The sequence below is a fragment of the Photorhabdus aegyptia genome, from assembly GCF_000612035.1.
GTDB classification, from domain to species: domain Bacteria; phylum Pseudomonadota; class Gammaproteobacteria; order Enterobacterales; family Enterobacteriaceae; genus Photorhabdus; species Photorhabdus akhurstii.
On the sequence record NZ_JFGV01000011.1, the window covers coordinates 57,822 to 79,958 of the forward strand.

The window sequence follows — 22,137 nt, forward strand, 5'->3', positions numbered from 1 at the left end:
TATTTTTTGTTGCTTTTGACAGCAAAATGCTTATATGCCAATCAAACAAGCGACTTTAAGCAGATTTCGAGAAAAAAGCAGTTGACGCATTTAGCTGATATACGCATAATGCGCCCCGCAACGCCGATGAAGGTAATGCAAAAAAGATGGCTACGTAGCTCAGCTGGTTAGAGCACAGCACTCATAATGCTGGGGTCACAGGTTCGATTCCCGTCGTAGCCACCATCTTTGCGGGAGTGGCGAAATTGGTAGACGCACCAGATTTAGGTTCTGGCGCCGCAAGGTGTGCGAGTTCAAGTCTCGCCTCCCGCACCATTCATTCATCGAGTTGTCGTTATTCAGATGGGGTATCGCCAAGCGGTAAGGCACCAGGTTTTGATCCTGGCATTCCCAGGTTCGAATCCTGGTACCCCAGCCATAATCTTGATAACACAATTCTGACAACATGTTGTACAGTGACTACTTTCAGTTGGGGTATCGCCAAGCGGTAAGGCACCAGGTTTTGATCCTGGCATCCCCAGGTTCGAATCCTGGTACCCCAGCCATTAACTGGATGTCGCTCACTGATATTTTGTAGTAAATTTCTCGCATCAAAAATAAGGCTACGTAGCTCAGCTGGTTAGAGCACAGCACTCATAATGCTGGGGTCACAGGTTCGATTCCCGTCGTAGCCACCATTTTATTGGGGTATCGCCAAGCGGTAAGGCACCGGATTCTGATTCCGGCATTCCCAGGTTCGAATCCTGGTACCCCAGCCATATTCAGGAAGCCCGCTTACAACAAGCGGGTTTTCGCTTTCCAAGTCCCTTCTGTTTTTCTCCGCTCGTAAGTGCATATATTTATTGCATATATAGAAGAAAAGTAAATTGTCCACGCCATAAACAAATTTACGACGTGCTTGTGATCTTCACTACCAACCTATACGGTTACAATCCTAACGCATACTTAAGCGCTGCTTTTTTCATCACGCCAGCCCGTTGAGCTGCCATCAGCGCCAGATTACGAACAACTTTCAGCCCTGGCTGCTCATTACTGAACACGGTGTAAAATAGATCCATTCCAGCTTGCATCATCAGGTTATCCGGCATTCTACGACGCTGATAACGCATCAACACTTCCAATGAATCCCACTGCTCTGTTAATTCTTTCGCCTTCACCAAAACATCAAGCAGAGTATTCACATCCCGATAACCAAGATTTACTCCCTGCCCGGCCAGAGGATTAATGGTATGAGCTGCATCACCCAACAATACTAATCCTTCACGTACATAACTGTTAGCATGATGACGAGCCAAAGGAAATGAACCGGCAGCAACGGGGGTCACTTTACCTAGCCGAACAGGAAATGCCTGAAAAATTTCCTGCTCAAGTTGAGCCATCGACATTGCCTGTAATTGTCGTATGCGTACCGGTTTGTCGTACCACACCAGCGAAGCCCATTGATCAAACAGTGGAAGAAACGCTCTCGGGCCAGAAGGAAAAAACTGCTGCCAAGTAATATCCTGTTGTGGCTGTTCTGTTTTTACCGTGATCAACATACAAGACTGTCTGTACTGCCAACCACGGCTGCCAATTCCCGCCATTTGCCGAACCTGAGAACGAGCACCATCAGCCCCGACAATTAAGCGAGCCGTCATTTCTGTTCCGTCAGCCAGAGTCACTAACCACCCCACTTTCTGCCACTGCATTGATTGCAATACTGCCGGGCATAGCAAAGTCAAATTGGGATATTTTTCAAACTGTTGCCACAAAGCCAGTTGCAAGATATGGTTTTCAACCATATAGCCCAACTCAGGCAACCCTAGGCTTTGTGCATCAAACACCAAATTAGAATCATTCTGTTCCCAGGTCTCTAATGTACGATACGGCGCGCTACGCATCTGCAATACCGTATCCCATGCGCCAAGTTGTTTGAACAAATCGACAGAAGCACAACTGATTGCTGATACACGTACATCAGGATGACTCTGTGCATCATAAGATTGTGGTGGTTGATGATCCAATAAAGCAACTGTCCAACCCTCCTGTGCCAGCCCCAATGCTGTTGCAGCGCCGATCATGCCAGCACCAACCACCACTACATCAAAAATCTGTTGTGAATTATTCATCTCAGTCATGCTATTAACCCATTGATTAGTACAGTGTACCGAATTTTTAATTCTCCGGTAGAGAATATCCTGTTTAACAGTCTGGTCACTGCTCCTGCAAATGACTACAATACCCGACAACTTTATGCCTAATACACAATTGCTTTTGCCGTGTAATAACCCGTTTCAGCGCGGTAGAAAGCTCGGATGCACAAGAAAATGTCGACGATAAAAAAACTGTATATTAAAACTTGGGGCTGTCAGATGAATGAATATGATTCATCTAAAATGGCCGACCTGCTGGAAAGTACTCACGGTTATCAGTTAACCGATGTCGCCGAAGAAGCAGACATTTTGCTATTAAATACCTGTTCAATCCGCGAAAAAGCACAGGAAAAGGTTTTCCATCAATTAGGCCGCTGGAAAAACCTAAAAGATACTAATCCAGATATCATCATTGGAGTCGGTGGCTGTGTCGCCTCTCAGGAAGGGGATTTCATCCGCCAACGCGCTCAGTGTGTAGATATTATTTTCGGGCCGCAAACATTGCACCGTTTACCTGAGATGATCAACCAGGTGAAAGGTACCCGCAGCCCGGTTGTTGATATCAGCTTCCCAGAAATCGAGAAATTTGACCGCCTTCCTGAACCACGCGCTGAAGGCCCGTCTGCTTTCGTTTCTATTATGGAAGGCTGCAACAAATACTGTACTTTCTGTGTCGTCCCTTATACCCGCGGAGAAGAAGTTAGCCGCCCATGTGATGATGTTCTGTTTGAAATCGCGCAACTTGCCGCGCAAGGCGTACGTGAAGTCAACCTTCTCGGTCAGAACGTGAACGCTTATCGTGGCGCCACTTATGATGGTGATATCTGCTCTTTCGCTGAGTTAATTCGTTTAGTCGCAGCTATAGATGGTATTGACCGTATTCGCTTTACGACTAGCCACCCCATTGAGTTTACAGACGATATTATCGCTGTTTACGAAGATACGCCGGAATTGGTTAGCTTCCTGCATCTACCGGTGCAAAGTGGCTCGGACCGTATTCTAACGTTGATGAAACGCGCCCACACAGCCCTTGAGTATAAAAGCATTATCCGCAAACTGCGCAAAGCACGTCCTGATATCTTAATAAGCTCTGACTTCATTGTCGGATTCCCAGGTGAAACCCAAGATGATTTCGAGAGAACCATGAAACTGATCGCTGATGTCAATTTCGATATGAGCTACAGCTTCATCTATTCTGCTCGTCCGGGAACACCGGCAGCCGATCTGCCTGATGATGTCAGTGAAGAAGAGAAGAAACAGCGTCTTTACCTGTTACAACAACGTATCAACCAACAAGCAATGAGCTACAGCCGTGCTATGTTGGGCAGTGTACAACGTATTCTGGTTGAAGGAACTTCCCGTAAGAATGTGATGGAACTTTCTGGCCGTACCGAAAACAATCGGGTTGTCAACTTTGAAGGCCAGCCTGATATGATTGGCAAATTCGTTGATGTTGAAATTGTTGATGTCTACGCCAACTCACTACGCGGTAAAGTTATCCGTACCGAAGATCAAATGGATCTTCGTATACACGAATCACCTGAGTCCGTTATAGCCCGTACCCGTAAAGAAGATGAAATCGGGGTCGGCACTTATCAGCCCTAAATATAGAGATAATCAGTGATTCAACAAATTCATTCACAAATAGCAACTCAGGAAATTTTCCTCGAACCAGCCGATAATCAGCGCCTAATGAGTCTGTGTGGTCCGTTTGATGACAATTTGAAGCAGCTTGAACGCCGGTTAGGTATTGAAATCAGCCGTCGCGATAACCGCTTTAAACTGATGGGTAAACCGCTGTGCGTTAGCGCAGCCACTAATATCCTACGCCATTTATATGCGGAAACTTCCCCTGTCCGTGGGGTGATCCCTGACATCAAACCAGAACAGATCCATCTGGCAATTACCGAGAGCCGGGTTCTGGAGCAAACCGCCGAGAGCATACCCGAATACGGTAAAGCTGTTAATATTCGCACCAAACGCGGCATGGTGAAACCACGTACGCCCAATCAGGCACAATATATTGCTAATATTCTTAGCCATGATATTACGTTTGGGATTGGTCCTGCCGGTACGGGAAAAACTTACCTAGCCGTTGCCGCTGCGGTTGACGCACTGGAACGGCAGGAAATCCGCCGTATCCTGCTAACCCGTCCGGCAGTAGAAGCGGGCGAAAAATTGGGTTTTCTACCTGGCGACCTGAGCCAAAAAGTTGATCCGTACCTGCGCCCACTCTACGACGCTTTGTTTGAAATGCTAGGTTTTGAAAAAGTTGAGAAGCTGATCGAGCGTAACGTTATTGAAGTTGCTCCATTAGCTTATATGCGTGGACGAACCCTAAACGACGCTTTTATTATTCTGGATGAGAGCCAGAACACGACCATCGAGCAGATGAAGATGTTTCTGACCCGTATCGGCTTCAACTCAAAAGCGGTTGTTACCGGTGACGTTACGCAGATCGACCTGCCTCGTGGGCAGAAATCCGGCCTACGCCATGCCATTGAAGTTCTATCAGGCGTCGGCGAGCTGAGTTTCAACTTTTTCCACAGTGATGATGTTGTCCGCCACCCGGTTGTTGCTAAAGTTGTCATTGCCTATGAAGAGTGGGAAGCAACCGAGCAAAAACGCAAACAGACACTCAGTGAACAACGCAAGCAGGAAGCACAATGAGTTCAGTCATACTTGATTTACAAATTGCCTGTGAGCATTTACAAGGTCTTCCTGAAGAAACCCTGTTCCAGCGCTGGCTGGATGGGGTTTTACCTCAATTTCAACCTGAAAGTGAAGTCACTATCCGCATTGTTGATGAGGCAGAAAGCCACGATTTAAATCTGACATACCGTGGTAAAGATAAGCCAACAAATGTGTTATCTTTCCCATTTGAAGCCCCACCAGAGGTTGATTTACCCCTGCTTGGCGATCTCATTATCTGTCGTCAGGTTGTTGAAAAAGAAGCGGAGGAACAACAAAAAACAGTAGAAGAACATTGGGCGCATATGGTTGTGCACGGCTGCCTACATTTGCTGGGTTATGACCATATCGAAGATGATGAAGCAGAAGAAATGGAATCTTTGGAAACAGAAATTATGCAAGCGTTAGGTTATGCTGACCCCTACCTTGCAGAAAAAAAGTAACCATTCGTACCATTTTTATGCTAAAAAATACCGACAATAACTTATTTAATGGGAAATTTTCATTAAAACGCCATGAGCGACGACCATCCTTCAAGTAACGATAACCCTGGCCCTAAGAAAGGGTTTTTCACTCTTCTTCTTAACCAGCTTTTTCACGGTGAGCCAAAAAGTCGTGATGAACTGGTGGAACTGATCCGTGACTCTGAACAAAACGATCTGATTGATCCTGATACCCGCGATATGCTCGAAGGGGTAATGGATATTTCCGATCAGCGTGTCCGGGATATCATGATCCCCCGTTCTCAAATCGTTACCTTAAAACGTAATCAAACCCTGGACGAATGTCTGGATGTAATTATCGATTCGGCTCATTCTCGCTTCCCTGTGATCAGTGAAGACAAAGATCACATTGAAGGAATTTTAATGGCAAAAGACCTATTGCCATTTATGCGTACCGATGCGCCGCCATTCAGCATAGATAAGGTTCTGCGTCAGGCTGTCGTTGTACCTGAAAGTAAACGGGTTGACCGCATGCTGAAAGAGTTCCGTTCTCAACGTTATCATATGGCAATCGTCATTGATGAGTTTGGTGGTGTATCGGGCCTAGTCACTATCGAAGATATTCTTGAGCTGATCGTCGGTGAAATTGAAGACGAATACGATGAAGAAGAAGATGTCGATATTCGAGCCCTGAGCCGTCATACCTATACGGTACGAGCGCTGACTCAGATTGAAGACTTTAATGAAGCCTTTAGCACCCAATTCAGCGATGAAGAAGTGGATACTATTGGCGGTCTGGTTATGCAGGCATTCGGTCATTTGCCAGCCAGAGGGGAGTCCGTTGATATCAACGGTTATCTCTTTAAAGTTGCTATGGCCGATAGCCGAAGAATTATTCAGGTTTATGTTACGATACCGGACGATGCGCCAATACCTAACCTTGAAGAAGAATAAAATCTGAATGAACAAAGTTTCATTATTAAATTGCCAGCGGCTGTGCGCCTTACTGGCACTGTTTTTTGGAGCCAGTGGAACACTGGCTTTTTCACCTTTTGACTTCTGGCCTGCCGCTATTATCTCCCTGTTTGGACTACAACTTCTGACTTTGAACAGGACACCCCGACAAGCGGCATTTATTGCTTTTTGTTGGGGATTCGGTCTGTTTGGCAGTGGTACAAACTGGGTGTATGTCAGCATTGCCAATTTCGGCGGCATGCCAACCGCGGTCAATATTCTGCTGGTCATATTACTTGCCGCCTATCTCTCGCTCTATCCTGCTTTATTCGCTGGCTTACTCAACCGCTTCTTCGCAAAAACGAACGGGGTAAGGCTGGCTGTGGCAGCACCTGCATTATGGCAACTTACCGAATTCCTGCGCGGCTGGATTCTAACCGGTTTCCCTTGGCTACAATTCGGCTATAGCCAATTAGATGGTCCAATGAAAGCCATTGCACCAATTTTGGGTGTTGAAGCCATCACATTCCTGTTAATGGCTATTAGTGGATTATTCGTTCTGGCCGTCATACATCGGAAAATAGTCGCCGGTATTATCGCTGTCGCCATTTTGCTATTACCGTGGCCAATACGCCATTATCAGTGGTACAACCTACTGCCTGAAAAAACAGTTGATGTCGCGCTCGTTCAGGGAAATATCCCACAATCCCTGAAATGGGCCCCCCATATGCTCAACGAAACTATGGACATCTACATGGACAACAGCCTGCCATATATCGGCAAAACACCGATAATCATCTGGCCGGAATCTGCTATTCCTTCATTGGAAAGTTATCAACGTCATTTTCTAACAAAATTGGACGAACTGTTACGCAATCAACATACCAGTCTTATTACCGGTATCGTCGATGAAAGAGCCGTTGGCGACAGTGATAAGATCTATAACAGCGTGATTGTCCTCGGCGATAAAATACCTTATCAATATCCGGCAGCTATTCGTTACGATAAATATCATCTGGTACCATTCGGCGAATTTGTTCCACTGGAATCTCTACTCCGCCCCTTGGCGCCATTTTTCAATTTACCCATGTCTTCATTCAGCCGTGGCAACTACATTCAACCACAGCTTTCTGTTGCAGGATATAACCTGACCACCGCGATTTGTTATGAAATTATACTGGGTGAACAGGTTCGTGCGAATTTCAAACCGGATACCGAATTCTTACTCACTGTTTCCAATGATGCTTGGTTTGGTAGTTCAATTGGCCCCTGGCAACATTTCCAAATGGCACGCATGCGCTCCCTCGAATTAGGACGCCCATTACTACGTGGTACCAACAACGGCATTACAGCCGTTATCAGCCCGGACGGAGAAGTGCAAGCAGCACTCCCACAATTTACCCGTAATGTTTTGGCAGCTAAAGTGACACCCGCAACCGGGATAACACCTTATGCTCGCTGGGGTAACTGGCCGGTATGGATAATTACCGTATTGTTTGCCCTGTTTGCCTTAACATATAACCGCCGTAAAATTTGATCCAGATATCCATATCATCAAAAGGGAGCGAAATTGCTCCCTTGCACTATTCCTTTGCACTATGCAGAAACAGATTAACTTTTAATCCATCTTCCATCCAATTGATAGAAAAACAAAGGAGTAACAAGTTATGCAAGCAAAACGTCTGCAACCATCAGAAATTTCACCAGAGCTTTATAATGCAGTCGTAAAAGTCGATGAATTAACTTACCAATCCACTCTCGGTAAGGCACTCATCGAACTCATCAAAGTCAGAGTTTCCCAAATCAATGGCTGTGCCTTTTGTCTTAATATGCATTCCAAAGCTGCCCGCAAGGCAGGAAATAGCGAACAAAAACTCTATCTCCTGAGTGCCTGGAAAGAGGCAACTATTTTTACATCACGGGAACGTGCGGCATTAGGCTGGACAGAGGCTTTATCTCGGGTTGCCGAAACTGGGGCAGAAGATGAACATTACACCCCGTTATTAGCAGAATTTGATGAAAAAGAGATTGTCGATTTAACGTTGTTAATCGGCCTTATCAACCTGTGGAATCGTCTGGCAATTGGTATGAAATATACATTGCCCAATTCGGCCACTGACCTATCTTAAGAAATTCAGCATAGTTAATTACTAGCGATAATTAACTATGCTAACCCTCAACAACTGATATCACTCTATGTTATGCAAATAACCTACTTAAACAACTTATTGGTGCTAATTTTCCCTCCCTTTATTATTTTGGCACGCTAATTGCTGCTATTACCCGTCATCTTTCAAGTTGCCTCTTTGTTGGCTGCACTCTCTCACCCCGGTCACATAGTTATCTATGCTCCCGGGGATTCGCTCCCTTGCCGCCGCGATGCATCTTGAAATCCATAGGGTATATATCTATGAATGAAAAGGAAAATAGCTGTTTCACTAACCCAAAATGGGAAAATGCACTAAAAAAATGATAATCACGCACCTTTATTGTGCAAGATAAACAACATTGTTCATTTATAGTGCGAGACAGCTCCCGAAATAGAAACAATTCATTTTCATTGACCAACCCTTTTGTACTATTTTTTAACACTATATATACATATGACAGCAAATGATCCTCGATTAAAAACAAATCACAGAGAGACTTTTGCAAACACAACATCGCAAACGATAGCCACATTAAAGGAGTTGTATATGCGTATGCGTAACCTAGTACTAACCATGATGTTACTTGGCATGGCGGGGGCTGTTCAGGCCGAAGAGTTAACGGGAACACTGAAAAAGATTAAAGATGATGGCGTGATCATTGTAGGACATCGTGAGTCTTCCGTACCTTTTGCTTACTACGATAATCAGCAAAAAGTCGTCGGCTACTCTCAGGATTATTCTAATCTGATTGTTGAAGCGGTGAAAAAGAAACTGGACATGCCAAATCTGCAAGTAAAATTGATACCCATAACTTCTCAAAATCGCATCCCATTGCTACAAAATGGCACTTACGATTTCGAATGCGGTTCCACTTCCAATAACCTTGAACGCCAAAAACAAGTCACTTTCTCAAACTCTATCTTTATTGTTAGTACACGTTTGCTGACTAAAAAAGGTTCCGGTATAAAAGATTTCCCTGATTTAGCCGGCAAAAATGTCGTTGTTTCAGCAGGTACGACTTCTGAAATATTGCTGAATAAACTCAACGATAAAAAAAACATGAAAATGCGCATCATCAGTGCAAAAGATCATGGTGACTCATTCCGTACTCTGGAATCCGGCCGTGCAATCGCCTTTATGGTGGACGATGCTCTGCTAGCAGGCGAACGCGCTAAAGCGAAAAAACCTGATCAATGGGAAATTGTTGGCACGCCTCAGTCTAGAGAAGCCTATGGTTGTATATCGCGCAAAGACGATCTTCAATTCAAGAAGCTGATCGATGAGACCATTGTTCAGACGCAAACCTCAGGAGAGGCAGAGAAATCATTTGAGCGCTGGTTCAAACACCCGATTCCACCCAAGAATCTGAACCTGAACTTCTCTTTGTCTGATGAAATGAAAGCACTATTTAAATCGCCAAATGATAAGGCGCTTGACTAGAAATATAATTAAAAAATGACTATTTGATTGGCATCACAGGGTGCGAGGTGGCCGTTCCCTACCTCGCTTTTTTTTCTCAGCCAATCAGTCGCTTTCAGGGGATCAAGCTACCCCCTCACAGGGAGTATTATTATGTCAATCGATTGGAACTGGGGCATCTTTTTGCAAGCGGCCCCCTTTGGCAATACGACTTATCTTGGCTGGTTGATAGCTGGATTTCAGGTGACGATCGCCTTGTCTATCTGCGCCTGGATTCTCGCTTTCATTGTCGGCTCGCTGTTCGGCATCTTGCGCACTGTTCCCAATAAAATATTATCTGGGATAGGGACCTGTTATGTTGAGCTTTTTCGTAACGTACCGCTGATAGTTCAATTTTTTATCTGGTATCTGGTTGTACCTGAACTACTGCCAGAAAAAATTAGTCTGTGGTTTAAAACTGAATTGGACCCTAATATTCAATTTTTTCTCTCATCCACTGTCTGTTTAGGTCTTTTCACTGCGGCACGTGTGTGTGAACAGGTTCGTGCCGCCATACAATCACTACCACGCGGGCAAAAATCGGCAGGGCTGGCAATGGGGCTAACCTTGCCACAGACCTATCGCTATATCCTATTACCCAACGCCTATCGAGTGATCATTCCACCCATGACATCAGAAATGATGAATCTGGTAAAAAACTCCGCCATCGCCTCCACTATTGGTCTGGTAGATATGGCAGCACAGGCAGGTAAGTTACTTGATTACTCAGCACATGCTTATGAAACATTTACCGCCATTACGTTGGCCTATGTCGGAATCAATCTGGTGATTATGCTCGCCATGCACTTGCTTGAGAAAAAGGTACGTTTACCGGGTAATATTGGAGGTCAATAAATGTACGAGTTTGACTGGAGTTCGATTATCCCCAGTATCCCATTTCTGCTACAAGGCTTAGTCATTACAGCAAAAATAACGATTATTGCTGTTGTTGTCGGTATTCTCTGGGGAACCGTGCTGGCCGTTATGCGGCTCTCTTCGATAAAAGTACTGAGCTGGTTTGCCACTTTATATGTCAATCTGTTCCGCTCTGTACCACTAGTTATGGTACTGTTATGGTTCTACCTAATTGTGCCTAGCCTAGTACAGAATGTTCTGGGGATTTCTCCGAAAACAGATATTCGTTTAATTTCAGCTATGGTTGCATTCGCCTTTTTCGAAGCAGCTTACTATTCAGAAATTATCCGGGCAGGAATTCAGAGTATCTCCCGCGGGCAATCTTCGGCAGCACTGGCATTAGGTATGACACCAATGCAAAGTATGAGGCTGGTTATCCTGCCTCAAGCATTCCGTGCGATGACTCCGCTGTTATTGACACAGGGGATCGTACTGTTTCAAGACACCTCATTGGTGTATGTGCTCAGTCTCGCGGACTTTTTCCGTACTGCGGCAAATATCGGTGAGCGTGATGGCACTCAGGTCGAAATGATCCTATTTGCTGGTTTGGTTTATTTTATTATTAGTATTGCCGCATCTATGCTGGTTAACTATTTGAAGAAAAGGACTGTTTGATGATCTCCCTGAAAAATGTATCCAAGTGGTATGGCCAATTTCAGGTTCTCTCCGACTGCTCAACTGAAGTTAAAAAAGGTGAAGTCGTTGTGGTCTGTGGCCCATCTGGCTCAGGCAAATCCACCCTGATAAAAACGGTTAATGGTCTGGAATCCATCCAACAGGGTGAAATTCTGGTTAATGACATTAAAGTCAATGACAAAAACACCAATCTGGCACAACTACGTTCTAAAGTCGGCATGGTGTTCCAGCATTTTGAGCTGTTCCCCCATCTCTCCATCATTGAGAATTTAACTCTGGCGCAGATTAAAGTGCTTAATCGTGATAAAAAAGCGGCAGAAGAAAAAGGATTGAAATTACTTGAACGCGTTGGGCTTGCCAGTCAGGCGAATAAATTCCCATCGCAACTTTCCGGTGGTCAGCAGCAACGTGTAGCAATCGCCCGTGCCCTTTGTATGGACCCGATTGCCATGCTATTTGACGAACCCACCTCCGCACTCGACCCTGAAATGATCAATGAAGTGCTTGATGTCATGGTTAAACTGGCAGACGAAGGGATGACCATGATGGTTGTTACTCACGAAATGGGCTTCGCCCGTAAAGTAGCCAGCCGAGTTATCTTTATGGATGAAGGCAAAATTGTTGAAGATAGCAAGAAAGAAGATTTCTTTGCGAATCCAAAATCAGATCGCGCCAAAGAATTTCTCGCTAAGATTCTTCACTAACCTCATTTCATTTCCGGTGGTGACACCCGTCGCCATCGGATTTTCCCTCAGAACCACTGTTTCTTATATATCAAATCAGATATGCTATGCCGATCTCATATTTTACCAACTAAATGATTGCTACAAGCGTAGCTTTTTACTCACCATAGGATTATCGGTGCCATGCAAGAACAATACCGTCCAGAAGATATAGAGCCGCAAGTTCAGCTTCATTGGCAAGAGAAGCAAACTTTTAAAGTGACAGAAGATAACAGTAAAGAAAAATATTACTGCCTGTCCATGCTACCTTACCCTTCTGGCCGACTACACATGGGCCATGTACGCAACTACACTATCGGCGACGTTATCTCCCGCTACCAGCGTATGCTGGGTAAAAATGTCCTACAACCTATCGGTTGGGATGCGTTTGGACTGCCTGCGGAAGGCGCCGCGGTCAAAAACAATACCGCGCCTGCTCAGTGGACCTATGCCAACATCGAATATATGAAAGGTCAGTTGAAAACACTGGGCTTCGGTTACGATTGGGATCGTGAAGTCACAACCTGTACCCCGGAATATTACCGTTGGGAACAGTGGTTCTTCACTAAATTGTATGAAAAGGGTCTGGTTTATAAAAAGACCTCCGCTGTTAACTGGTGCCCTCACGATCTGACCGTTCTAGCTAATGAACAAGTGGTCGATGGCTGTTGTTGGCGTTGTGACACTAAAGTTGAACGTAAAGAAATTCCGCAATGGTTTATCAAGATCACTGATTATGCCGAAGAGTTGTTAAATGATCTGGATATGCTGGAAGAGTGGCCTGAACAGGTCAAAACCATGCAGCGCAACTGGATTGGTCGCTCCGAAGGGGTAGAAATCACTTTTGATGTGGTTGATAGTCAGGAGAAGCTGACCGTCTATACTACCCGTCCTGACACGTTCCTCGGCGCCACTTACGTTGCGGTTGCCGCAGGCCATCCTCTGGCAAAACAAGCAGCAGAAAATAACCCTGAACTGGTTGCTTTCATTGATGAGTGCCGTAATACCAAAGTTGCAGAAGCAGAAATGGCAACAATGGAGAAGAAAGGCATGGCAACCGGTATGTTTGCTATTCATCCATTGACCAAAGAGAAAGTGGCAATCTGGGTTGCAAACTTTGTCCTGATGGAATACGGCACCGGTGCCGTCATGGCAGTTCCCGGCCACGATCAACGCGATTGGGAATTTGCGACAAAATATAACCTGCCAATGAAAGCCGTTATTCTGGACAGTGAAGGTAATGAACCAAATGTTCATGAAGCCCCGGTAACAGATAAAAATGTCCTGTTTAATTCCGGTGAATTTAGCGGTCTGAATCATGAGGCCGGTTTTAATGCCATTGCTGATAAATTGGTGGAAATGGGCGTAGGTAAGCGTAAAGTCAACTATCGCCTGCGTGACTGGGGAGTTTCCCGTCAACGTTACTGGGGCGCTCCTATTCCAATGGCAACGCTGGAAGATGGCACGGTTGTTCCGGTTCCAGCAGATCAACTGCCTGTTATTCTGCCGGAAGATGTCAAAATGGATGGCATCACCAGCCCAATTAAAGCTGATCTTGAATGGGCAAAAACCACTATCAACGGACAGCCAGCACTACGTGAGACAGATACTTTCGATACCTTTATGGAATCTTCCTGGTACTACGCTCGCTACACCTGTCCAGATTATGACAAAGGCTTGCTCGATCCAGCAGCAGCTAACTATTGGCTGCCAGTTGACCAATACATCGGTGGTATCGAACATGCCATCATGCATCTGATGTATTTCCGTTTCTTCCATAAACTGATGCGTGATGCAGGCTTGGTCAATTCCAATGAACCCGCTAAGCGCCTGTTATGTCAGGGCATGGTTCTCGCCGATGCTTTTTATTACACCGGCAAAAATGGTGAAAAAATCTGGGTTTCCCCAGCTGATACTATTGTTGAGCGTGATGATAAAGGACGTATCGTTAAAGCGACGGATAAAGAAGGCCATGAGCTGGTTTATACCGGCATGAGCAAAATGTCTAAATCCAAGAACAACGGTATTGATCCACAATTGATGGTAGAAAAATATGGTGCTGATACCGTTCGCCTGTTTATGATGTTCGCTGCGCCGCCAGAGCTGACGCTGGAATGGCAAGAATCCAGCGTTGAAGGGGCAAATCGCTTTCTGAAACGTGTGTGGCGTCTGGTTTATGAACATAGCAGCAAAGGGGCAACTCAACCGCTGGACATCACAAACCTGACAGTGGAACAAAAAGATCTATTCCGTGATCTGCACAAAACCATCGCTAAAGTCACAGATGATGTTGGTCGCCGCCAGGCATTCAATACTGCTATCGCTGCGGTAATGGAATTAATGAATAAACTGACCCGTGCGCCACAGGAAACTGAGCAAGATCGCGCTCTGATGCAAGAGGCTCTGTTAGCGGTTGTCCGTATGTTGTCACCAATAACTCCTCATGCTTGCTTTATTATGTGGCAAGCTCTGGGCGGTAAAGGTGATATTGATACGGCTGATTGGCCGCAAGCTGATGAACAGGCAATGGTTGACGATACTAAGTTAGTCGTCATTCAAGTCAATGGTAAAGTGCGTGGTCGTGTTACTGTGCCAGCCGATGCGACGAAAGAATATGTTCATGATCTGGCGGCACAAGAGTATGGTGTGGCGAAATACCTTGAAGGCGTCACTATTCGCAAAGTCATTTATGTACCAGGCAAACTGCTGAATCTGGTCGTCGGCTGATAAAGGAGGCAATGTGCGACATCGTATTTTAACGTTGTTGCTGGGGTTGGCGGTGTTAGTCACCGCTGGCTGCGGTTTTCATCTGCGCGGCACCACTCAGGTGCCACCGGAACTCAAAAAGCTGCAATTAACAAGCAGTGACCCATATGGGCCACTAGCTCGTTCTGTTCGCCAACAGCTTCGTCTGAATAACGTCACTATCCTTGAGGATGGTAGCGCGGATATTCCTATTTTGAAGATAATCGGCTCTTCTGAAAATAAAGATACGGTCTCTGTTTTCCAAGATGGTAAGGCTGCCGAACGCCAATTGACACTGTACGTTGATGCACAAGTCATTATGCCAGATGGCAGCGTATATCCGTTGCGATCCAGGGTTGACCGCTCTTTTTTCGACAACCCATTAGAGGCCCTGGCGAAAGATGCTGAAAACGAGATAATCAATCAGGAAATGCGTGAACAAGCCGCTCGCCGACTCGTTCGTCAGTTATTGACTGTTCACAACGCAGAAGAACAGAAAGCCAGAGAAAAACAGGCGGGACAGCAAGCTGCGCAAGCACAATGATCAAACTCTATCCCGAACAACTGATTTCGCAGCTCAATGAGGGGCTGCGAAACTGTTATCTGATATGGGGTAATGAACCCCTACTATTACAGGAAAGCCAGGATCATATCCGTAAGGCTGCTGAAAAACACGCATTCACTGAACACTTCACCTATACACTGGACAACCATACCGAATGGGACGAGATATTTGGTATCTGTCAGTCATTAAGTCTATTTGCTAGCCGCCAAACACTCACTTTGCTTCTGCCTGAAAGTGGCCCTAACGCAGCAATGGCTGAACAACTGGTAAAACTGGCAGGGCTTCTTCATCCAGATATACTGTTAATACTACGTGGTCTGAAATTGACCAAGGCTCAGGAGAACAGTAACTGGTTCAAAGCACTAGGAAAAAACGGTGTTTATGTCAGTTGTCAGCCCCCCGAACAGCACCGTCTGCCGCAATGGGTTGCACAACGGGCCAAAGCTATGAAATTGACGCTGGAAGAACAGGCCAATCAACTACTGTGTTACTGCTATGAAGGAAATTTATTGGCGTTAGCTCAGGCACTTGAGCGACTCTCGCTGCTATACCCTGATGGTAAACTGACCTTACATCGTATTGAAAATGCAGTGAATGATGCGGCTCACTTTACACCTTATCACTGGGTAGACGCGTTATTAGCGGGTAAAGCAAAACGAACCTGGCATATTCTGAAACAGTTAAAACAAGAAGATTGCGAAGCTGTTATTCTATTACGTACCGTACAGAGAGAATTGCTGCTGCTACTCACGCTGAAACGCCAAAGTACCACAACTCCAATGAAAACGCTGTTAGATCAGCATCGAGTATGGCAAAACCGTCGCCCATTACTGACAAGTGCGCTGCAACGTCTCACTCAACATGATTTGCAGCGAGCACTTCATTTACTTGTACAGATGGAACGCCAAATCAAACAGGATTACGGCCAGTCTATTTGGTCAGATTTAGAAACTCTTTCCATGCTGTTATGTGGAAAAACCTTACCTGAGAGCTTTCTTAATGCCTCATACCACTAATTCTACTTGCCCCAAACAACCCGTTATTCAAGCATTATTTGGTGGAACATTCGATCCCATCCATTATGGGCATTTACAACCAGTTGAAACCCTGGCATATCAAACTGGTCTGAAACAAGTGATTTTACTACCAAATCACGTCCCACCACACCGCCCACAACCAGAAGCCTCCGCACAACAGCGGCTTGAAATGGTACAACTGGCTGTACAAGATAACCCTCTGTTTACCATCGATAGGCGTGAACTGGAGCGCACCACGCCCTCCTACACAATTGATACGCTAGAGTCATTCCGTCAGGAACTTGGCAACAAACAACCACTGGCATTTATAATCGGCCAAGATGCTTTATTATCACTGCATACTTGGCATCGTTGGCAAGAACTGCTGAGCCTCTGTCATTTATTGGTTTGCGCTCGTCCAGGTTATCAGACCCAGTTTTCCACAACTGAAATGCAACAATGGTTTACAGAACATCAAATCCGCGATCCAAACCAGCTTGGTAGTCAACCTAACGGTTATATCTATCTGGCGGATACACCGCTGCTGCCTATCTCAGCAACAGATATCCGTCAACGCCACCAGCAAGGGTTAAGTTGTGACGATTTACTCCCCCTTTCAGTGCAAAAGTATATAGACTCACAGGGGTTATATCGCCAATAGCGAAATCTGCCTCGATTAGTCGCTTAGTTGGCTTACCCTTAAGTGACCTGACATGCTATTATTCCGCACTATTTAATCAATTGTGATAAAAAATAAGGATGAGCCTTTTGCAAGGTAAAGAACTCCAACAGTTTGTTATTGATAAGCTTGAAAACTCCAAAGCACAGGATATCGTTTCCCTGGATGTTCAAGGGAAATCCAGTATTACCGATTGTATGATTATCTGTACCGGAACTTCCAACCGCCACCTGATGTCTGTCGCAGATAATCTGGTTGATGACTGTCGTGCCAGCGGCCTGATCCCACTTGGCGTTGAAGGACAAGGCATATCTGACTGGATCGTCGTAGACCTCGGTGAAGTTATCGTACATGTCATGCAAGAAGAGAGCCGCCGCATGTATGAACTTGAAAAGCTCTGGAGCTGAGTTTGAAGCTGCAATTAATCGCTGTAGGTACAAAAATGCCGGACTGGATACAGGCCGGCTTTATCGATTATCTGCGCCGTTTTCCCAAAGATATGCCGTTTGAATTGGTAGAAATTCCGGCGGGCAAACGGGGCAAGAATGCAGATATTAAGCGCATTCTGGAAAAAGAAGGCGAACAGATGCTGGCCGCTATTGGCAAAGGCAACCGTATTGTTACCTTGGACATTCCGGGTTCCCGTTGGGAAACACCTCAACTGGCGCAACAACTTGAGCATTGGAAACGAGATGGTAGAGATGTCAGCTTATTGATAGGCGGGCCAGAAGGTCTCGCTCCAGCATGTAAAGCTGTCGCAGAACAAAGCTGGTCACTGTCACCGCTGACCTTACCCCATCCTCTGGTCCGGGTTTTGGTTGCGGAAAGCCTGTACCGGGCATGGAGCATTACCACCAATCATCCCTATCATCGGGAATAATTTGGTTATCAACGGATAAAAGCGAATTCTGGCAATGGGATGAAAAATAAACGTACCCCTTTTCGTGATTATACGGCTGAATCAGCCCTATTTGCTCGCCGCGCATTGGTGGCGTTTATTATCATCCTGGTACTGACTGGTATCCTGATTGCCAATCTTTACCATTTACAAATTACTCGCCACGAAGACTATCAAACCCGTTCAAACGAAAACCGTATTAAACTGGTTCCAATTGCGCCAAGCCGCGGTATCATCTATGACCGTAACGGCACCCCATTGGCGCTTAATCGAACCATCTACCAGTTGGAAATCATCCCCGAAAAGGTAGAAAACCTTGAGCAAACGCTGAATGATTTACGTAATGTTATCGATCTGACTGACGAAGACATTGCCAACTTTGAAAAAGAGCGTAAGCGTTCGCGCCGATTTACCTCTATCCCACTAAAAACGTCGCTTGATCATATTCAAGTCGCACGCTTTGCTGTTAACCAATACCGTTTCCCTGGTTTTGAAATAAAAGGTTACCAACGCCGCTTCTATCCTTATGGTTCAGCACTGACACATATCATCGGCTATGTGGCTAAAATTAATGATAAAGATGTAGAACGATTGGATAAAGAAGGTATTTTACCTAATTATGCCGCTACCCATGACATCGGCAAACTGGGTATTGAACGCTACTATGAAGCTGTTTTACACGGCAAAACAGGTTACGAAGAAGTCGAAGTGAATAACCGAGGCCGGGTAATACGCCAATTACATGAACAACCACCGCAGGCCGGACAAGATATTTACCTCACTATCGATCTCGAATTGCAGATCTACATTGAGAAACTCCTCACAACCAGCCGTGCTGCGGTCGTTGTCAGTGATCCACGTAATGGGGAAATTCTGGCGCTGGTATCTAACCCAAGCTATGATCCAAACCTATTCGTAAACGGCATCTCCAATAAGAACTACCAGGAATTATTAAACAACCCTGATAGACCGCTTATTAATCGTGCTACTCAAGGGATCTACCCTCCAGCTTCGACAGTGAAACCTTTCATTACTGTTGCAGCACTAAGCACAGGCGTGATCAATAAAAATACCACCATTTTTGATCCGGGTTGGTGGCAATTACCGGGTTCAGAAAAACGCTACCGTGACTGGAAACGTTGGGGACATGGTAGTCTCAATCCGCATAGAGCCATTGTAGAATCAGCGGATACTTTCTTTTATCAAGTTGCCTATGATATGGGAATTGATCGTCTATCTGAATGGATGACCAAGTTTGGCTATGGCGAATACACTGGCATCGACCTGGCCGAAGAACGCACCGGTATCATGCCTACTCGCGAATGGAAACAAAGGAAATATAAAAAACCTTGGTACCAAGGAGATACCATTCCTGTTGGCATCGGCCAAGGATATTGGACAGCAACCCCCATTCAAATGGTGAAAGCGCTGATAACTTTAATTAACGATGGTAATGTAAAAACACCACATCTGCTGCTAAGCAAGAAGCTGAAAGGTCAGATGATCCCTTATCAACAAACAGAAAATATCCAGATTGGCGATATCCATTCAGGATATTGGGAATTGGCAAAAAGTGGCATGTACGGTGTTGCCAACTTGCCAAACGGTACCGGCCACAAGAGTTTTACCGGCACGCCTTATAAAGCAGCGGCCAAATCGGGAACAGCACAGGTCTACAGTTATGAAACCTACAATGCCAGTAAAATTGCAGAGCATTTACGGGATCATAAGCTGATGATTGCTTTCGCGCCTTATGAAAATCCGACCGTAGCTCTTTCCATTATTTTAGAGAATGGTGGCGCAGGTCCAGCAGTAGGAACCCTTGTTCGCCAAATCCTCGACCATGTACTATTAGGGGATAACAACACAACATTGCCGAATGCGGTCCCGACTCCCCCCGGAACAGAAAGTGACTGATTAACACCATGACAGAAAACCAAAAAAGGGTTCCTCTCTGGACCAGATTACATATCGACCTACCGTTACTCCTGTGCATTTTGGCATTGCTGATATACAGCGCTTTTGTTATGTGGAGCGCCAGCGGTCAAGATATGGGTATGATGGAACGCAAAGTTGGTCAAATTGGCGCCGGACTGGTTGTCATGCTCATCATGGCGCAGATTCCGCCAAGAGTTTATGAAAGCTGGGCACCCCATCTCTATATTGTTTGTGTCATTTTACTGATTTTTGTCGACGCTTTCGGGCAAATAAGTAAAGGCGCACAACGCTGGCTGGATTTAGGCATCATCCGCTTCCAACCTTCTGAGATCGCCAAAATCGCAGTACCACTGATGATCGCACGCTTTATGAACCGCGATTTATGCCCGCCCTCGCTGAAAAATACCACCATTGCTCTGATGCTCATTTTTCTGCCTACTCTACTGGTTGCCGCTCAACCAGACCTAGGGACTTCAATTCTGATCGCGGCTTCTGGCCTGTTTGTCTTGTTCCTTTCTGGCATGAGTTGGCGATTGATCGGTATTGCAGCTCTACTATTAGCCTGCTTTATCCCCATTTTGTGGTTCTTCCTGATGCATGGCTATCAGCGTGATCGCGTCATGATGCTACTTGATCCAGAAAGCGATCCGCTAGGTAAGGGTTACCACATTATTCAATCAAAAATCGCAATTGGCTCCGGTGGCTTATCAGGTAAAGGCTGGCTATTAGGAACACAATCTCAACTGGAATTTCTGCCGGAACGTCATACAGATTTCATATTTGCCGTACTGTCGGAAGAACTTGGTTTAATTGGCGTATTACTGTTATTAACATTATATATGTTATTAATTCTGCGTGGACTGGTCATAGCAACCAAGGCACAGAACACTTTTGGCCGGGTTATGGTTGGCGGCCTGGTGTTAATCCTGTTTGTTTATATCTTCGTCAATATCGGCATGGTGAGTGGTATTCTGCCTGTAGTAGGCGTTCCTTTGCCATTTGTCAGTTATGGCGGCTCAGCGTTAATCGTCTTAATGGCTGGTTTCGGCATTATCATGTCGATTCACACACACCGAAAATTGTTGTCTAAAAGTTTATAGAGAAGAGGTTTCAATGCGTCAACACTGGCTTATACTTGGCATGATTGCAGCCCTGCTATCCGGCTGTACTACTCCTGACAAACAAAAACCTTCCCCGTTACCAGCAGCAGTACCAACGCAGGATGTTCTGGGAGCAGAACCTCGCTACGAGCCTTATCACCCTAGCGCCAATAATGATTATCAGATGAACGGACATACTTATCACATTGTGCAAAATCCGTCTCAATTCAGTGAAACTGGCTACGCGAGTTGGTACGGTGAAGAATCTAGCGGCAAAATGACCGCAATTGGTGAGCGTTTCAATCCTTATGCGCTGACAGCCGCCCATCCTACCCTGCCAATTCCAAGTTATGTCCGTGTGACCAACTTGAGCAATGGCCGTATGATGATCGTTAGAGTCAATGACCGTGGTCCTTATAAACCTGGACGAATTATCGAGCTATCGAAGGCTTCCGCTGAACGCTTAAACCTGACGCAAAGTACCAAAGTTAAGGTTGATTTTATTGAGGTGGCCCAAGACGGTTCTGTGTCTGGTCCCGGTACCATTGGCAGCCAGATAGTTAAACAGAGTTACGCTCTACCGGGTAGACCCACGCTGACAAGCAGCCCACTAGGAACACCAACAATGGAGAATGTCCCTGATCAGACCGGCAGCCAGCCTTTAACAAATCAGCCGGTGGAACAAACTCAATCATTGCTGGCACAACCGGAAACTACCGGGCAACTACCCGCAATGAAGCTGCAACCCCCTAAACCTGTTACAAACAGTACTTCGATAGTAACAGCACCGACAGCCGCCTCAGCGAACGGTTTTATGGTTCAGGTTGGCGCTGTTAGCAGTGAGCAACGAGCAAAAGAGTGGCAACAAACACTGGCGCAACGCTTTAATGTTCAAGGACGCGTAACTCAACATAGTAACGTTTATCGTGTACAGTTGGGGCCATTCAACAATCGCCAGCAAGCTGCCGATTTACAACAAAAACTGGCTGACCAGATACAACAGTCTTCTTTTATCGTCAGCCCTTAATCGTTCTCTTACTGATATCTCACTTTGATTCAGATATCAGTAAGAGGAGTAAAAAAATGTAAACCCGA

20 protein-coding genes and 6 tRNA genes are annotated in these 22,137 nt (G+C 45.6%); 25 read left to right on the forward strand and 1 reads right to left on the reverse strand.

All coding sequences use genetic code 11. The features are described 5' to 3' along the window. The first annotated feature begins 148 nt into the window (after positions 1-148). The 6 genes from BA1DRAFT_RS04995 to BA1DRAFT_RS05020 all read left to right on the forward strand — a co-directional run bounded on the left by BA1DRAFT_RS04995 (position 149) and on the right by BA1DRAFT_RS05020 (position 758). A tRNA-Met gene (locus BA1DRAFT_RS04995) sits at positions 149-225 on the forward strand. Positions 226-230: 5 nt separating this feature from the next. Then, a tRNA-Leu gene (locus tag BA1DRAFT_RS05000) sits at positions 231-315 on the forward strand. Positions 316-343: 28 nt separating this feature from the next. Further along, a tRNA-Gln gene (locus BA1DRAFT_RS05005) sits at positions 344-418 on the forward strand. A gap of 52 nt (positions 419-470) precedes the next feature. Continuing rightward, a tRNA-Gln gene (locus BA1DRAFT_RS05010) sits at positions 471-545 on the forward strand. 55 nt (positions 546-600) lie between these two features. Then, a tRNA-Met gene (locus tag BA1DRAFT_RS05015) sits at positions 601-677 on the forward strand. A 6-nt stretch (positions 678-683) separates the two neighbouring features. After that, positions 684-758: transfer RNA gene (locus tag BA1DRAFT_RS05020), tRNA-Gln, on the forward strand. Positions 759-926: 168 nt separating this feature from the next. On the opposite strand, the gene ubiF is transcribed toward BA1DRAFT_RS05020, so the two are convergent. Then, positions 927-2,108: a 3-demethoxyubiquinol 3-hydroxylase gene (ubiF, locus tag BA1DRAFT_RS05025; RefSeq protein ID WP_036776809.1), complete on the reverse strand. Its 1,182-nt coding sequence runs from the start codon at positions 2,106-2,108 to the stop codon at positions 927-929. Between the two features lie 198 nt (positions 2,109-2,306). Here ubiF and miaB point away from each other — a divergent pair, with 198 nt between their 5' ends. The 19 genes from miaB (at position 2,307) to rlpA (ending at position 22,069) form a co-directional block, all read left to right on the forward strand. Further along, positions 2,307-3,737 (forward strand): tRNA (N6-isopentenyl adenosine(37)-C2)-methylthiotransferase MiaB, encoded by a 1,431-nt coding sequence (miaB, locus tag BA1DRAFT_RS05030; RefSeq protein ID WP_036776705.1) that lies wholly within the window; start codon positions 2,307-2,309, stop codon positions 3,735-3,737. Positions 3,738-3,824: 87 nt separating this feature from the next. Beyond that, positions 3,825-4,802, forward strand: coding sequence for a PhoH family protein (locus tag BA1DRAFT_RS05035; RefSeq protein WP_181147861.1), 978 nt, complete (start codon positions 3,825-3,827; stop codon positions 4,800-4,802). Further along, entirely contained in the window at positions 4,799-5,266 is a 468-nt protein-coding gene (ybeY, locus tag BA1DRAFT_RS05040; RefSeq protein WP_036776707.1) for an rRNA maturation RNase YbeY, read from the forward strand. The genes BA1DRAFT_RS05035 and ybeY overlap by 4 nt, the downstream gene beginning before the upstream one ends. 72 nt (positions 5,267-5,338) lie before the next feature. Beyond that, positions 5,339-6,220 carry a CNNM family magnesium/cobalt transport protein CorC gene (corC, locus tag BA1DRAFT_RS05045; RefSeq protein ID WP_036776710.1) on the forward strand — a complete coding sequence of 294 codons (882 nt, stop codon included), beginning with the start codon at positions 5,339-5,341 and terminating at the stop codon, positions 6,218-6,220. Positions 6,221-6,227: 7 nt separating this feature from the next. Beyond that, positions 6,228-7,757, forward strand: a complete 1,530-nt coding sequence (gene lnt / locus BA1DRAFT_RS05050) for an apolipoprotein N-acyltransferase (protein ID WP_036776713.1) — start codon at positions 6,228-6,230, stop codon at positions 7,755-7,757. A gap of 130 nt (positions 7,758-7,887) precedes the next feature. Then, a complete protein-coding gene (locus tag BA1DRAFT_RS05055; protein WP_036776716.1) occupies positions 7,888-8,349 on the forward strand; it encodes a carboxymuconolactone decarboxylase family protein in 462 nt (153 codons plus the stop codon). 567 nt (positions 8,350-8,916) lie between these two features. Next, positions 8,917-9,810 carry an amino acid ABC transporter substrate-binding protein gene (locus BA1DRAFT_RS05060; RefSeq protein ID WP_036776717.1) on the forward strand — a complete coding sequence of 298 codons (894 nt, stop codon included), beginning with the start codon at positions 8,917-8,919 and terminating at the stop codon, positions 9,808-9,810. A gap of 132 nt (positions 9,811-9,942) precedes the next feature. Then, positions 9,943-10,683 (forward strand): amino acid ABC transporter permease, encoded by a 741-nt coding sequence (locus BA1DRAFT_RS05065; protein WP_036776719.1) that lies wholly within the window; start codon positions 9,943-9,945, stop codon positions 10,681-10,683. After that, on the forward strand, positions 10,684-11,358 hold the full coding sequence (gltK, locus tag BA1DRAFT_RS05070; protein WP_036776721.1) for a glutamate/aspartate ABC transporter permease GltK: 675 nt from the start codon (positions 10,684-10,686) through the stop codon (positions 11,356-11,358). Further along, positions 11,358-12,083, forward strand: a complete 726-nt coding sequence (locus BA1DRAFT_RS05075) for an amino acid ABC transporter ATP-binding protein (RefSeq protein WP_036776724.1) — start codon at positions 11,358-11,360, stop codon at positions 12,081-12,083. Before gltK ends, BA1DRAFT_RS05075 begins: the two co-directional genes overlap by 1 nt. Before the next feature lie 162 nt (positions 12,084-12,245). Further along, on the forward strand, positions 12,246-14,828 hold the full coding sequence (gene leuS / locus BA1DRAFT_RS05080; RefSeq protein ID WP_036776726.1) for a leucine--tRNA ligase: 2,583 nt from the start codon (positions 12,246-12,248) through the stop codon (positions 14,826-14,828). Between the two features lie 13 nt (positions 14,829-14,841). Further along, positions 14,842-15,390: an LPS assembly lipoprotein LptE gene (gene lptE, locus BA1DRAFT_RS05085; protein ID WP_036776730.1), complete on the forward strand. Its 549-nt coding sequence runs from the start codon at positions 14,842-14,844 to the stop codon at positions 15,388-15,390. After that, complete coding sequence (gene holA / locus BA1DRAFT_RS05090; protein WP_036776734.1) at positions 15,387-16,427, forward strand: DNA polymerase III subunit delta; 1,041 nt, start codon at positions 15,387-15,389, stop codon at positions 16,425-16,427. Before lptE ends, holA begins: the two co-directional genes overlap by 4 nt. After that, positions 16,411-17,088 (forward strand): nicotinate-nucleotide adenylyltransferase, encoded by a 678-nt coding sequence (gene nadD / locus BA1DRAFT_RS05095; RefSeq protein WP_051560668.1) that lies wholly within the window; start codon positions 16,411-16,413, stop codon positions 17,086-17,088. Before holA ends, nadD begins: the two co-directional genes overlap by 17 nt. 98 nt (positions 17,089-17,186) lie before the next feature. Further along, positions 17,187-17,513 carry a ribosome silencing factor gene (gene rsfS / locus BA1DRAFT_RS05100; RefSeq protein ID WP_082303637.1) on the forward strand — a complete coding sequence of 109 codons (327 nt, stop codon included), beginning with the start codon at positions 17,187-17,189 and terminating at the stop codon, positions 17,511-17,513. 2 nt (positions 17,514-17,515) lie between these two features. Further along, positions 17,516-17,986: a 23S rRNA (pseudouridine(1915)-N(3))-methyltransferase RlmH gene (gene rlmH, locus BA1DRAFT_RS05105; protein ID WP_036776740.1), complete on the forward strand. Its 471-nt coding sequence runs from the start codon at positions 17,516-17,518 to the stop codon at positions 17,984-17,986. A 39-nt stretch (positions 17,987-18,025) separates the two neighbouring features. Beyond that, complete coding sequence (gene mrdA, locus BA1DRAFT_RS05110) at positions 18,026-19,921, forward strand: peptidoglycan DD-transpeptidase MrdA (RefSeq protein ID WP_036776742.1); 1,896 nt, start codon at positions 18,026-18,028, stop codon at positions 19,919-19,921. An 8-nt stretch (positions 19,922-19,929) separates the two neighbouring features. Further along, positions 19,930-21,042 (forward strand): peptidoglycan glycosyltransferase MrdB, encoded by a 1,113-nt coding sequence (gene mrdB, locus BA1DRAFT_RS05115; RefSeq protein WP_036776743.1) that lies wholly within the window; start codon positions 19,930-19,932, stop codon positions 21,040-21,042. A 13-nt stretch (positions 21,043-21,055) separates the two neighbouring features. Next, positions 21,056-22,069, forward strand: a complete 1,014-nt coding sequence (rlpA, locus tag BA1DRAFT_RS05120; protein WP_036776744.1) for an endolytic peptidoglycan transglycosylase RlpA — start codon at positions 21,056-21,058, stop codon at positions 22,067-22,069. Positions 22,070-22,137 lie beyond the last annotated feature (68 nt).

What these genes read in the sequence shown, in the direction of transcription:
- mrdA (WP_036776742.1), top strand. Translation starts at nt 18,026, where the DNA reads ATGAAAAATAAACGTACCCCTTTTCGTGATTATACGGCTGAATCAGCC.
- BA1DRAFT_RS05060 (WP_036776717.1), top strand. Translation starts at nt 8,917, where the DNA reads ATGCGTATGCGTAACCTAGTACTAACCATGATGTTACTTGGCATGGCG.
- corC (WP_036776710.1), top strand. Translation starts at nt 5,339, where the DNA reads ATGAGCGACGACCATCCTTCAAGTAACGATAACCCTGGCCCTAAGAAA.
- miaB (WP_036776705.1), top strand. Translation starts at nt 2,307, where the DNA reads ATGTCGACGATAAAAAAACTGTATATTAAAACTTGGGGCTGTCAGATG.
- BA1DRAFT_RS05065 (WP_036776719.1), top strand. Translation starts at nt 9,943, where the DNA reads ATGTCAATCGATTGGAACTGGGGCATCTTTTTGCAAGCGGCCCCCTTT.
- ybeY (WP_036776707.1), top strand. Translation starts at nt 4,799, where the DNA reads ATGAGTTCAGTCATACTTGATTTACAAATTGCCTGTGAGCATTTACAA.
- gltK (WP_036776721.1), top strand. Translation starts at nt 10,684, where the DNA reads ATGTACGAGTTTGACTGGAGTTCGATTATCCCCAGTATCCCATTTCTG.
- BA1DRAFT_RS05055 (WP_036776716.1), top strand. Translation starts at nt 7,888, where the DNA reads ATGCAAGCAAAACGTCTGCAACCATCAGAAATTTCACCAGAGCTTTAT.
- ubiF (WP_036776809.1), bottom strand. Translation starts at nt 2,108, where the DNA reads ATGAATAATTCACAACAGATTTTTGATGTAGTGGTGGTTGGTGCTGGC.
- leuS (WP_036776726.1), top strand. Translation starts at nt 12,246, where the DNA reads ATGCAAGAACAATACCGTCCAGAAGATATAGAGCCGCAAGTTCAGCTT.
- rsfS (WP_082303637.1), top strand. Translation starts at nt 17,187, where the DNA reads ATGAGCCTTTTGCAAGGTAAAGAACTCCAACAGTTTGTTATTGATAAG.
- lnt (WP_036776713.1), top strand. Translation starts at nt 6,228, where the DNA reads ATGAACAAAGTTTCATTATTAAATTGCCAGCGGCTGTGCGCCTTACTG.
- rlpA (WP_036776744.1), top strand. Translation starts at nt 21,056, where the DNA reads ATGCGTCAACACTGGCTTATACTTGGCATGATTGCAGCCCTGCTATCC.
- BA1DRAFT_RS05075 (WP_036776724.1), top strand. Translation starts at nt 11,358, where the DNA reads ATGATCTCCCTGAAAAATGTATCCAAGTGGTATGGCCAATTTCAGGTT.
- mrdB (WP_036776743.1), top strand. Translation starts at nt 19,930, where the DNA reads ATGACAGAAAACCAAAAAAGGGTTCCTCTCTGGACCAGATTACATATC.
- BA1DRAFT_RS05035 (WP_181147861.1), top strand. Translation starts at nt 3,825, where the DNA reads ATGAGTCTGTGTGGTCCGTTTGATGACAATTTGAAGCAGCTTGAACGC.
- holA (WP_036776734.1), top strand. Translation starts at nt 15,387, where the DNA reads ATGATCAAACTCTATCCCGAACAACTGATTTCGCAGCTCAATGAGGGG.
- nadD (WP_051560668.1), top strand. Translation starts at nt 16,411, where the DNA reads ATGCCTCATACCACTAATTCTACTTGCCCCAAACAACCCGTTATTCAA.